Origin of the sequence: Vibrio toranzoniae (genome assembly GCF_024347655.1) — a bacterium.
Lineage (GTDB): Bacteria > Pseudomonadota > Gammaproteobacteria > Enterobacterales > Vibrionaceae > Vibrio > Vibrio toranzoniae.
Genome location: NZ_AP025514.1, coordinates 737,587 through 749,727, shown reverse-complemented (window position 1 = coordinate 749,727; position 12,141 = coordinate 737,587). Strand labels below are relative to the sequence as shown.

General features: G+C 44.0%; 14 protein-coding genes. 10 read left to right on the top strand and 4 right to left on the bottom strand.

The features are described 5' to 3' along the window. Positions 1–47: 47 nt before the first annotated feature. Together OCU50_RS03330 and OCU50_RS03325 are read left to right on the top strand one after the other, a co-directional pair. Positions 48–335 carry a hypothetical protein gene (locus OCU50_RS03330; protein WP_060468337.1) on the top strand — a complete coding sequence of 96 codons (288 nt, stop codon included), beginning with the start codon at positions 48–50 and terminating at the stop codon, positions 333–335. Positions 336–419: 84 nt separating this feature from the next. After that, entirely contained in the window at positions 420–863 is a 444-nt protein-coding gene (locus tag OCU50_RS03325; RefSeq protein ID WP_060468338.1) for a YaiI/YqxD family protein, read from the top strand. A gap of 111 nt (positions 864–974) precedes the next feature. Here OCU50_RS03325 and OCU50_RS03320 read toward each other — a convergent pair whose 3' ends face one another. From OCU50_RS03320 to OCU50_RS03310, 3 genes are all read right to left on the bottom strand, one after another. Beyond that, on the bottom strand, positions 975–2,561 hold the full coding sequence (locus tag OCU50_RS03320) for an AbgT family transporter (protein WP_060468339.1): 1,587 nt from the start codon (positions 2,559–2,561) through the stop codon (positions 975–977). 386 nt (positions 2,562–2,947) lie between these two features. Continuing rightward, a complete protein-coding gene (ykgO, locus tag OCU50_RS03315) occupies positions 2,948–3,073 on the bottom strand; it encodes a type B 50S ribosomal protein L36 (protein WP_017056291.1) in 126 nt (41 codons plus the stop codon). Beyond that, positions 3,074–3,334 carry a type B 50S ribosomal protein L31 gene (locus tag OCU50_RS03310; protein WP_060468340.1) on the bottom strand — a complete coding sequence of 87 codons (261 nt, stop codon included), beginning with the start codon at positions 3,332–3,334 and terminating at the stop codon, positions 3,074–3,076. Positions 3,335–3,458: 124 nt separating this feature from the next. On the opposite strand from OCU50_RS03310, the gene tsaA reads away from it, so the two are divergent. The 6 genes from tsaA (at position 3,459) to OCU50_RS03280 (ending at position 7,976) form a co-directional block, all read left to right on the top strand. Further along, positions 3,459–4,154 carry a tRNA (N6-threonylcarbamoyladenosine(37)-N6)-methyltransferase TrmO gene (tsaA, locus tag OCU50_RS03305; RefSeq protein ID WP_060468341.1) on the top strand — a complete coding sequence of 232 codons (696 nt, stop codon included), beginning with the start codon at positions 3,459–3,461 and terminating at the stop codon, positions 4,152–4,154. Positions 4,155–4,255: 101 nt separating this feature from the next. Then, entirely contained in the window at positions 4,256–5,971 is a 1,716-nt protein-coding gene (locus tag OCU50_RS03300; protein ID WP_060468342.1) for a proline--tRNA ligase, read from the top strand. A 190-nt stretch (positions 5,972–6,161) separates the two neighbouring features. Continuing rightward, a complete protein-coding gene (locus OCU50_RS03295) occupies positions 6,162–6,857 on the top strand; it encodes a tellurite resistance TerB family protein (protein ID WP_060468343.1) in 696 nt (231 codons plus the stop codon). Positions 6,858–7,021: 164 nt separating this feature from the next. After that, a complete protein-coding gene (locus OCU50_RS03290) occupies positions 7,022–7,225 on the top strand; it encodes a YaeP family protein (protein WP_060468344.1) in 204 nt (67 codons plus the stop codon). A 1-nt stretch (position 7,226) separates the two neighbouring features. After that, positions 7,227–7,418, top strand: a complete 192-nt coding sequence (locus OCU50_RS03285; protein WP_017056285.1) for a DUF4250 domain-containing protein — start codon at positions 7,227–7,229, stop codon at positions 7,416–7,418. Between the two features lie 231 nt (positions 7,419–7,649). Next, positions 7,650–7,976 carry a hypothetical protein gene (locus OCU50_RS03280; RefSeq protein WP_004736794.1) on the top strand — a complete coding sequence of 109 codons (327 nt, stop codon included), beginning with the start codon at positions 7,650–7,652 and terminating at the stop codon, positions 7,974–7,976. 333 nt (positions 7,977–8,309) lie between these two features. Here the strand turns inward: OCU50_RS03280 and glyA are convergent, their stop codons facing one another. Then, positions 8,310–9,560 carry a serine hydroxymethyltransferase gene (glyA, locus tag OCU50_RS03275; RefSeq protein ID WP_060468345.1) on the bottom strand — a complete coding sequence of 417 codons (1,251 nt, stop codon included), beginning with the start codon at positions 9,558–9,560 and terminating at the stop codon, positions 8,310–8,312. Positions 9,561–9,907: 347 nt separating this feature from the next. On the opposite strand from glyA, the gene OCU50_RS03270 reads away from it, so the two are divergent. Next, positions 9,908–10,510, top strand: a complete 603-nt coding sequence (locus OCU50_RS03270; RefSeq protein WP_016767593.1) for a YitT family protein — start codon at positions 9,908–9,910, stop codon at positions 10,508–10,510. 90 nt (positions 10,511–10,600) lie between these two features. Next, positions 10,601–12,109: a winged helix-turn-helix domain-containing protein gene (locus OCU50_RS03265; protein WP_060468346.1), complete on the top strand. Its 1,509-nt coding sequence runs from the start codon at positions 10,601–10,603 to the stop codon at positions 12,107–12,109. The last annotated feature ends 32 nt before the right edge of the window (positions 12,110–12,141 follow it).

Below are 12,141 nucleotides of genomic sequence, written 5' to 3'. Positions count from 1 at the left end.
TTTGCTGGAGCGAGTAAAATGCACAAAGACTAAAAATGGAGGTCAACATGCTGACAAAAGATGTTTCTGAAGAGTTGAAATCGGTGCTTGAAGGACTGCAAGCACAAGGTAAAGAGCCAACCGTTGCGTTAGTGAAAGCTCGCATGAGTACATCGGTTCCAATGCCTGCTTTAATCACAACCATCAAGAGCTGGAAAAGTGCGAATCGCGTACCTAAAGTTGAAGTCGCGACACAAGAAGAGCCAGCACTAGACCGTGTTAGCCAACTGGAAAAGCAAATCCTTGAACTTACCGCTCGCATTGCCACGCTTGAAGCTAAGTTAACGGAACAATAAGTTAACTGAGCAATAAGCTAACTGGTCAATTAGGCAACAGAGCAATAAGTGACAGACAACAAGCTAACAGAGAAATAGAACACTATGAAGATATGGGTTGATGCGGACGCTTGTCCTAAAGTTATCCGTGAAACAATCGTACGTGCAGCAGAGCGCACAGGTGTTGAATGCACCTTTGTGGCAAACCATTTAGTTCCCGTTCCTAAGCGCAATAACATTCACTCAATTCAAGTACCAAGCGGGTTTGATATTGCAGATGATGAAATCGTAAAACGCACTGAACCCGGCGATCTTGTGATTACATCCGATATCCCCCTGGCTGACGAAGTGATCACCAAGGGTGGTCAAGCACTCAGCTCTCATGGCGAGCTTTACACCAAAGAGACCATTAAAGCGCGTCTCAACATTCGTGATTTTATGGATACCATGCGTTCAAGTGGCATCCAAACGGGCGGACCAAGCACCCTTTCTCAAACCGACCGTCGTGAGTTCGCGAACCACTTAGATAGAATTCTAGCCAAACGCTAGCAGGCTCATCCGAGCTTAACCTAGTTCTATCTCTCTATAAAAACAAAAAAACCTGCAAACAATGCAGGTTTTTTTAATATCAATTAAGAGAAAGTTTCTCCTGCTCTACAACTAAGGCGTGTAGTACGTCGCCGCACCTGGGCCAACAGGTAGGCCAAATACGAATACCCAGATATAGAACATTAAGCTCCAACCAACCAAGAATACGATTGAGTATGGAAGCATTGTAGCAATCAGGGTGCCAATACCTAGGTTCTTCATGTAACGCGTTGCTACAGCAAGTATAAGACCGAAGTAGCTCATCATTGGTGTAATGATGTTCGTTGTTGAGTCACCGATACGGTAAGCCGCTTGAATCGTTTCAGGTGCGTAGCCTACTAGCATTAGCATTGGAACGAAGATAGGTGCTGTAACTGCCCACTGAGCAGAGGCCGAACCGATCATCAGGTTGATGAAACCACACATTAGGATGAATGCGAAGAACAACATTGGACCCGTTAGGCCGATATCTTGTAGGAAAGTCGCGCCTGCAACGGCAAATACTTGACCGAAGTTAGTCCACTTGAAAAAAGCAACAAACTGAGCAGCAAAGAATACAAGTACAATGTACATGCCCATAGAGGACATAGACTTCGACATTGCATTGATAACGTCACGGTCAGTTTTCATTGAGCCGGTAACTTTACCGTAAACAAAACCAGGAACCGCGAAGAAGACAAAGATAAACGCTACGATACTTTTTAGGAATGGAGAACCTGAAACCGTACCAGCCGCTGAACGCAGAACACCATCAGCAGGAACAATCGTCCACGCAAGAAGAGCAGAAACGGCTAGCACAGCGATGCCCGCTAGCTTAAGGCCTTTCTTCTCAATTTCCGTTAGCTTGCCCATTGAATCGTTTGATAAATCTTCAGACGCTTCTTCGTCGTTGTATTTACCCAGTTTTGGTTCAACAATCTTCTCAGTTACAAATGCACCGGTAATTGCAATGAAGAAAGTAGAAACAAACATGAAATACCAGTTTGATTCAGGACCAACGCTGTAAGTCGGGTCGATCATTTGCGCTGCTGTTTGGGTAATACCAGAAAGCAGTGGATCAACCGTACCGATTAGAAGGTTTGCAGAGTAACCACCAGATACACCAGCAAATGCTGCCGCTAGACCCGCTAATGGGTGACGACCCAAAGAGTGGAAAAGCATTGCCGCAAGAGGGATAAGCACAACATAACCAAGCTCAGAGGCCGTGTTAGAGATAATACCGGCAAATACTACGGTTACTGTAACCATACGCTTAGATGCGCCCATTACCATGCCACGCATCGCCGCAGATAGTAGACCTGAGTGTTCAGCAATCGCAACACCTAGCATTGCAACCAGCACAGTACCTAGTGGCGCAAAGCCGACAAAGTTTTTAACGAGATTAGTGACGATAAGCTGTAAGCCTTCAGCGTTAAGTAAGCTTACAACGTGAATCATGCCGTCAGCAGCACGACCTGGCGCACCGTCTGGACGAGGATCCATAACAGACACCTCAAAATATCCAGCGATACCTGAAGTAACTAAAATTGCGACACAGAAGATTGCAAAAAGAGTAATTGGGTGGGGTAAAAGGTTCCCCAAATATTCAACGCCATCGAGAAAGCGGGTAAAAATAGGTTTCTTTGGCGAGTTGTTTTTTATTGAATCTGATGAACTCATCAGTTCCCTCCTTGTAGTGATTCCTGTGCAATTGTGACAAAAATGTTCAAATTGCCAGCGAAGGGTACGCGACAAAATTATCAATTAGAAATTCAAAATGTTACAAAATGTGTAATAATTGATGATTTTTAACTCTATTTGGACAATTAACTAGCAAATAAATCCACATAGAGAGATAAAACTAGATTTATAATTCAAAAGGACACATTCACTACAAATATAATTGACGATATAAGCCATTGATTAATTTAAAAACAAAGTTCGCCGTACTATAAAAAACACTTTATATTTAATAACCTTCCTCTCGAAGGAAAAGAAAAACTGACAAATGAATGAAGTTTGACTTTCCCCTCGTTTTTAAAGCTGTGTCACGTCGTATTGACTGACTATTTTTGAACCGCTTTAAATCTCGGATTGGACTTACAGATGACATAGAGGCGACCTCTGCGCTTCACAACCTGACAATCTGGGTGACGACTTTTTGCACTCTTAAGAGATTTAACCACTTTCATCTACTTATTCCCTTTACCTAATTGACCAAAACGACGAGTGAAGTTCGCAACACGTCCCTCTTTATGTAGCACTCTCTGTTTACCGGTATAGAAAGGGTGCGACTTTGACGACACTTCAATAGTGAAGTAAGGATAAGTATTGCCATCTTCCCATTCGATAGTTCGATCTGTTTTCAGCGTAGAACCTATTAAGAAGTACTCATCAACGCTGGTGTCATGGAATACCACTGTGCGGTAGTCCGGGTGGATATTCGGTTTCATTGTCTTTCCCTAAATGATTAAATTGATACGTTATAACATACTAGATGATAATTATTATCAAAAGAAAGACAAGCGATTTTATGGTATTTTTCCGCTATAGATCGTAATTAGAGAGTGTCCGTCCATGTACTCCATTGAACCTATTGGCTTTATAGAGTCTCCTTATAAAGAGAAGTTCGCGGTACCAAGGCAACCTAGATTAGTACCAACATCCAGCTCAAGAATAAGACTCGTTGACTCAGCAAACTGCCTTGAATCCGTCCGTAATATTGAGCAATTTAGCCATGTTTGGTTGTTGTTCATGTTCGACAAAAACCTCGAAGCAGGATGGAAACCCACCGTAAGACCACCTCGACTTGGTGGGAATGAACGTATTGGTGTATTCGCATCTCGCGCGACATTTAGGCCCAATGGAATTGGCATGTCCGCGGTTGAGCTCAAAGGTGTGTCTCAAGAAAAGGGGCAAACTTGGGTGGGTTTGGGCAGTGTCGATCTGGTTGACGGCACGCCAATTATCGATATCAAACCTTATATCCCCTACTCTGACTCGATTCCTGATGCATTAGCAGGGTTTGCCGCTGATGAACCAGAAGTGCTAGAAGTTAACTTTTCACAGCAAGCCCAAGCGAAGCTGGTACAACACCCAAAGGGGCACCACATCATTCAGGTAGTCAAAGAAGTGCTTGGCCAAGATCCTCGCCCTGCCTATAAAAAAGGCAAACCAGACAGTAAAGAATATGCGGTAAATTTGTTCGATCTTAACGTAAAATTCGTTGTTGAAACGCTTTTCATCAATGTTACTGACATTGAGCGCTTTTGAGAACTCAAATAGGCTGATATTATATACGGCTATATCAGATTTGCTGACGCCACTAAGCTCAGCAAATTTTCTTTTATCAATGATGAAACGGATACCACAGAATGCGTACCAGTAACTACCTTCTTTCTACTCTGAAAGAGACTCCAAACGACGCAGAAGTTATCAGCCACCAGCTGATGCTACGTGCAGGTATGATCCGTAAGCTAGCTTCAGGTTTATATACTTGGCTACCTACTGGTCTACGTGTACTGCGTAAAGTCGAAAATATCGTTCGCCAAGAGATCGATAATGCAGGTGCCGTTGAAATCTTGATGCCCGTAGTTCAACCGTTTGAGCTTTGGGAAGAGACTGGCCGTTCTGAAAAGATGGGCCCTGAGTTACTTCGTTTCACAGACCGTCACTCTCGTCCGTTCGTTCTTAGCCCAACAGCTGAAGAAGTGGTGACGAGCCTAGTACGTAACGAGATTAGCTCTTACAAACAGCTTCCTCTAAACCTGTTCCAAATCCAGACTAAATTCCGTGATGAACGTCGCCCTCGTTTTGGCGTAATGCGTGCACGTGAATTCTCTATGATGGATGCGTACAGTTTTGATATCGACAAAGAAGGCTTAGAAAAGTCTTACCAAGCGATGCACGATGCTTACTGTAAAGCATTCGACCGCATGGGCCTTGAGTACCGTCCAGTATTGGCCGACTCTGGCGCAATCGGCGGCAGCGGCTCTCAAGAGTTCCACGTTCTTGCTGAAAGCGGCGAAGACCTAATCGCATTCTCTTCTGAATCAGATTACGCAGCAAACATCGAGAAAGCCGAAGCACTTGCTCCAACGACTGAAGCGGCAGCGCCGACTCAAGAGATGGAACTGGTTGACACGCCAAACGCAAAAACAATCGCAGAACTTGTAGAGCAACACGGTCTAGCAATCGAGAAGACAGTTAAGACTCTATTCGTTAAAGCGTCTGATGAAGTAGAAGCAGATATCATTGCGCTAATCATCCGTGGTGACCACGAGCTTAACGAAGTGAAAGCAGAAAACCTTCCACAGGTTGCTTCTCCACTAGAAATGGCTTCTGAAGAAGAAATCCGTGCACTTGTTGGTGCTGGTCCTGGTTCACTAGGTCCTGTTGGCCTAGAGCTACCATTCATCGTTGACCGCTCTGTTGCTGTAATGAGCGACTTCGGCGCTGGCGCAAACGTAGACGGTAAGCACTACTTCGGTATTAACTGGGGTCGTGACGTTGAGCTTGCTCAAGTTGAAGACCTACGTAACGTTGTTGAAGGTGACCTAAGCCCATGTGGTCAAGGTACTATCCAACTTAAGCGCGGTATCGAAGTTGGTCACATCTTCCAACTGGGTAATACTTACTCTAAAGCAATGAACTGTAACGTGCTTGGCCCTGATGGTAAGAGCGTAATCCTAGAAATGGGTTGTTACGGTATCGGTGTTTCACGTGTTGTTGCATCTGCGATCGAGCAAAACCACGATAAATTCGGTATCACTTGGCCAGACGCACTAGCGCCGTTCCAAGTTGCTATCGTACCAATGAACATGCACAAATCTGAGCGCGTTAAAGAAGCAGCTGAGAAGCTATACGCTGAATTAACCGCTATGGGTATCGAAGTACTATTTGATGACCGTAAAGAGCGCCCTGGTGTAATGTTTAAAGATATCGAGCTAGTGGGTATTCCTCACACTATCGTTATCGGCGATCGCAGCATGGACGAAGGCAACTTCGAATACAAAAACCGTCGTACTGGTGATAAAGAAGCTATCGCAATGGACACGGTGATCGAGCACCTTAAAGCTCAACTAGCTTAGTCATCCGATTACTGACTAGATAAACATTGAAAGGCTGCCATTCGGTGGCCTTTTTTGTACCTGTCATTTCCCTGCAAACTCCCTTCTATTTATCAGTAGAGTTAATAACGTAAGTTAATCCCCTGTTCATATTCAAATCCGTATATTGGTGTTATCAACTTTTTGGACATGCTCACCATTGGAGGTATCGATGGATATCAAAAGCTTACTTAACCAAGCACTTAAGTCAGATCTCGTTAAACAAGGTACTCAGAAGCTTGCCCAAGGGTCTTCGGGTTTAAGCAGCCTCTCTCAAGGCAGTAGCAGCAATGACAAGGGTATCAACAAGAACACACTTGGCGCTTTCGGTGCAGGCGCTGTTGGTGGTGGACTGTTAGGGACGTTAATGGGCTCTAAAAAGACCAAGAAAATGGGTAAGAGAGCAGCCGGCATTGGTGGCGCAGCAGCTCTTGGGGCTCTCGCTTATAAAGTCTACAACGACTACCAGTCTAAACAAGGTCAAGCACCAGATGTCGATCAGGCTCAGTTTGATGAAAATGATGCTAATCACAGTGTTCTGATTCTACGATCGATGATAGCCGCGTCTAAAGCTGATGGTCATGTTGATGAAGAAGAGATGGCTAAGATAGAACAAGCAGTAGAAAACATGGGCGCTGATTATCAACTGACTAAGTTGGTCTCTGAAGAACTGCACAAGCCACTCGACCCAAGTGAGATTGCGCAACTAGCCACTTCACCTCAGCAAGCGAGCGAGATCTACTTAGCCTCTTTGATTGTGGCCGACGAACAGAATTTCATGGAAAAGGCGTACCTGAAAGAGCTCGCGAAACAACTAAACCTTGCTGATGAAGTCACCTATCAACTTGAACAACAAGTCTCTGGCTAATCGGTAAATACCAAACGAATCAGTAAAGAGAAGCCTAAGCCGCAGGCTAACTAAGTGATATATTGAGCAAAGACAAACTAACTCTGCTCTTGAGCAGATCCACTTTGTTTTTGCTTATCTCTATGTGTATATTGATATCAGTTATCATTTGGTTAGGTATAAAAATGAAAGTATACGATTGTTGTGATTTAGTGCGTGAACTGTATTCTCAAATTGGCAGTGGCGACCAAGGCTATATCCCTAAAGCGATCACCTGCGCAGTAAAAACATTGAACGACCTTGCTGCCGATGAATCCCTTGCTAAAGAAGCTCGTGAACGTGCAGCATTTGCCGCCGCGAACCTACTGATTTCAGATTTCGAGGACTAGTATGAATCTCGCTAACTTTGAAAAGATGGATCCAGTAATGTTGATGAGCATCGTCAATATGAAGCTTCGCGATGACTTCGGCGGTAATTTGGATCGAGTAGTTAACTTCTACGAAATTGACAAAGCTGCATTGATCGCTAAGCTCGCATCTGCTGGTTTTGAGTATCTTCCAGAAGCCAAACAGTTTCGATAATGATTTAAACGAGCTTCCTATTAAAAGACCAACCTCTGTGTTGGTCTTTTTTGTTGGTGATACGTAATAAGTAAACATGCAACAAACCCGTTATAAATTATCTGTCTACATCTATACTTTTATATCTTAGAGTCAACGAACGCTCCTTGAACCGAAGCGTATTGTTGTATAGGCTACCTCAAATAGCATATAAAACTCATCATCCAATCTGATGATAGCGAAGGATTAACAATGAAAAGACTCGGACTTTTGGCAGTTTTCGCTGCAACACTGACTGCAGGTTGCGCTTCAAATACACAGCAAGACAACTTTCGTGAAGCCTCTTTTGAGCTGTGTAATACCGAAGTCGATATTTACTCAGTAAGCCATGATGAGCGAATTCGTATCGTCTGTTCTGATGGTTCTAAATTCGCCCTAAACAGCGAAGACACACTAGAAGTAATGCGTGATATTAACATCGACTACTGTGATGGCGAAGGCTTGGGAAAATTCAATGAAAGCCGCAGCTATTACTCATTTAGATGTAAATCAGGTACGCTACTTAGCATCAAAAAGTAGAACCAACTCAAAGAGAGAGAACAAAGGGTTAATGTGCAAGCATTAGCCCTTTTTAGTACCCGCTTTTCTATATTTTCAGCTACTCAAATCACCAAATACAACAAAGGCTCCTAACAAGGAGCCCTTCAAATCGTATTTCAATCTAATAGCTTTAGTTCAAGGAAAAGGTGCGGAGTCTTCAACACCTTTCCCTAAAACAAAAAAGGGACTCAATGAGCCCCTTTAAAAGTATTTTTCAAAGTAGATGAGCAAAGTTCAAGGAGCTCACACGGAGTTTGCGCTAGCAAATGAGTATGTGCGACACAGAAATTCGTTCACTCTACGCAGAAAAAATTAAGCGTAAACCGGTAGACGCTTACAGATATTTAGTACTTTTGCTTTCGTTGCTTCGATAACAGACTCATCACCCATGTTATCTAGGATGTCACACATCCAACCTGCTAGCTCTTTCGCGTCTGCTTCTGAGAAACCACGACGAGTTATAGAAGGAGAACCGATACGGATACCTGAAGTAACGAACGGGCTACGTGGATCGTTTGGTACCGAGTTCTTGTTCACAGTGATGTTCGCTGCACCTAGTGCTGCATCGGCTTCTTTACCTGTGATGTTTTTGTCGATTAGGTCAACTAGGAACAGGTGGTTCTCTGTAGAACCTGAAACGATGTTGTAACCACGTGCTAAGAATTCAGCAACCATTGCTTTTGCGTTAGCAACAACGCGTGCTTGGTATTCTTTGAACTCTGGCTCTAGAGCTTCTTTGAACGCGACTGCTTTACCCGCGATAACGTGCATTAGAGGGCCACCTTGGCCGCCTGGGAATACTGCTGAGTTCAGCTTCTTGTAAAGATCTTCGCCTTCGTTAGAAAGGATAAGACCACCACGAGGGCCAGCAAGCGTTTTGTGTGTGGTTGTTGTAACAACGTGCGCGTGTGGAACTGGGTTCGGGTAGACACCTGCCGCGATTAGACCCGCAACGTGAGCCATATCGACGAAGAAGTAAGCACCTACTTTGTCAGCGATTTCACGCATGCGCTTCCAATCACAAACTTGAGAGTAAGCTGAGAAACCGCCGATGATCATCTTAGGTTTGTGCTCGATAGCTAACGCTTCCATCTCTTCGTAATCGATTTGGCCCGCTTCATCGATACCGTAAGGGATAATGTTGTAAAGCTTACCAGAGAAGTTTACTGGAGAACCGTGAGTCAGGTGGCCACCGTGCGCTAGGCTCATACCAAGAACGGTATCGCCAGCATTTAGTAGTGCCATGTACACAGCGTTGTTTGCTTGAGAACCTGAGTGAGGCTGTACGTTCGCGTATTGCGCACCAAATAGTTCACATGCACGTTCAATTGCTAAAGTTTCAACTTTATCTACGTACTCACAACCACCGTAGTAACGCTTACCAGGGTAACCTTCAGCGTATTTGTTTGTAAGTTGAGAACCTTGAGCTTCCATTACACGTGGGCTTGTGTAGTTTTCTGAAGCGATAAGTTCGATGTGCTCTTCCTGACGAAGAGTTTCTTCTTGGATAGCTGCGAATAGATCCGCATCGTAATCAGCAATGTTCATGTCACGCTTAAGCATCTGTATCTCCTGACTCAGATTGTACTGAAAGTTTCAAAAAAACCACACAACGACCGAAAGCAAACGTTTCCGTCACCGTTTTGATGTGACGCATTCTACATAATTTGATTTAGGTCATAAAGATCTAATTGCAATTTTATCATGCGGTTTTTTCATAATCACAATTAAGGCTCATCATGGTTATAAAGCTTATCCAACCAAAGATGGTACTTACTGTCAATTTTACGCTTTACACCCTGTAAAACGAAGATTACATAGGTTTACCTTAATTTTCCCCCTCTAGCTACCGAAAGCTAAGGTTTTTCTCTACTATGCACGCCTTTATTGGTTAGGTAATTATAAAAACGATGGAAAAACACTCACGTAAAGAAGATTGGGTAGCGATCCTCACTGGTACGTTTTTAGTCGCATTAGGCGTCTTCTTTTTACAGTCAGCAAACCTGCTTACTGGTGGCACGACAGGCTTGGCACTTCTTTTGAGTCAATTTACACCAGTAACCTTTGGTATTTTGTACTTTATTGCCAACTGCCCATTCTACTTATTGGCATGGAAACGATTTGGCCGTCACTTTGCGATAAGCAGTGCCATTTCTGGCGCTTTAGTGTCTGTGTTTGCCGATCATTTATACTTGGTGATCTCGTTAGACGTTCATAATGAGATTTACTGCGCTGTTGCAGGCGGCCTGTTGATGGGCTTAGGTATGCTGATCTTATTCCGTCATCGCTCAAGCTTGGGTGGCTTCAACGTCTTATGCTTGTTCATTCAAGATCGCTACGGTATCTCAGTGGGCAAAACCCAAATGGCTATTGATGCGTGTATTCTGTTTGCATCATTCTTCTTCGTATCGCCTTGGGTGATTGCGGTTTCTGTGTTGGGTACAGCGGTATTGAACATCGTATTAGCGATGAACCACAAGCCTACTCGTTATTCGGTCAACTACGCGTCTTAATTCCAAGTTATCCAATCAATGAATTACTAGCTGTTTTTCATAACGAAAACAGCTAGTATTTAGCTTTTATAAGCTACCCTCTCTTTTTTTATGCAAGATTACCTCTCTAGTGCCAAAGACACTCAAACCTCGATCTCTATCGAAGGTTTAGAATTCAATCCAGCGACACGTGTCTTAAGTTGCAACGAGCAGGTCATCGATCTAGAACCTCGTTCTATTGAATTACTCGAACTGTTTCTGACTAGCGTGGGTGAGCCGCTCGCAGCTGAGCAGATCATCGAGTCGGTTTGGCAAAGTAACTTCATCTCGAAGAATGTGCTTACTAACAGGATCAGCACACTGCGCTCAGTACTGCAGAAGTACCTACCAGAAAGTGATGCGACTAAGATCTTGGTCACCTACCCACGCAAAGGGTACTTCCTTAATCCTAGCTCTGTGAGCTTGGCCAATGCACAGCCCCAACCTCTTGAGGTAACCGAGCAACCTCAGCCAAGTAAAAAGACATCACCGTTTAATATTTTGTTACTGTCACTCTCTACTGTGCTGCTGATAAGCACCGCGGCTTTAGGTTATATGCTTTGGCACTCTTCAAACCAAGCCTCTGAGCTTGAACGTACACAAAGACTGATTCCTAAGGTAGAGCTATTACTGAACCGTATCGATGCCATTGGAGACAATGCGAGAGCGCATCGCAAAGCCGTTAAAGCGCTGCTGCTTCAACAACAAATTGAATACGCTTATACCGATTTAGCGAATCAAGACGCACCAAGTTACTTCGTAGACCCAATAGACAGCACGCCCTTCTTTCCGGGTGCCAAAAACATGCGCACCAGTGACTACCTGCTCAATATTCAATTGAAAGATCAGGAAGTCGATACACGCCTTGCGGCTAAAGTCAGCCTTATTTATCCAAGTTCAGGGAAACTTGCTTTCCGCGGTGTCTACTCAATAGAGATAGATAACCTCAGTGAAGACTTGATGGAAATAAATAGAGAGCTAACGAACTACTTCGCTTTACCTGCTCCACTATCACCTGAGTGGTCTGTCAGTGATAAAGAGCTGAGCCGCTTGCTAAACGGGCAAACGCTGAAACTTGATAGCGTGCCACTCAACGTGATGACTTCAACCTTGCTTGCTCGACAACTGGCACTGTTTGAGACTGACCACCAACGCCTTATTAGTTTCACTAGCCTGGTACAAACGCGTTTTAAGTTGATTCCCGACGAGCTAAAACTCTGGCTTGGGATTATTCACTTCAAGTTAAGAGACCTACAAACCGCGAAGGAATTTCTAACCAACACGGCGGGCAATTCGACCATTGAGAACGCACTGGTCTATATGATGATTTCCCATATTGCTTATAAGCAAGGGGACATGGATAAGTTTCGCCTCAACTACATGGAATCCTTAGTCGCGTTATTGCGAGTGGTTCCTTCAGAAGAGTTGTTTGCTCGCTTATCCAAACCTGAGTCGAAATCGACCTGTCTCCAGCCTTGGAAAAACCTAAAATTGAGCATCAAAGAGCCACTTATCATTAAGCAGTGGGAAAACCTGATGCTTAACTACTGCACGAATGTCGGTCATCAACCCTCCGAATAAAGAAATATAAAACACTTAAAAACAATAGCTTA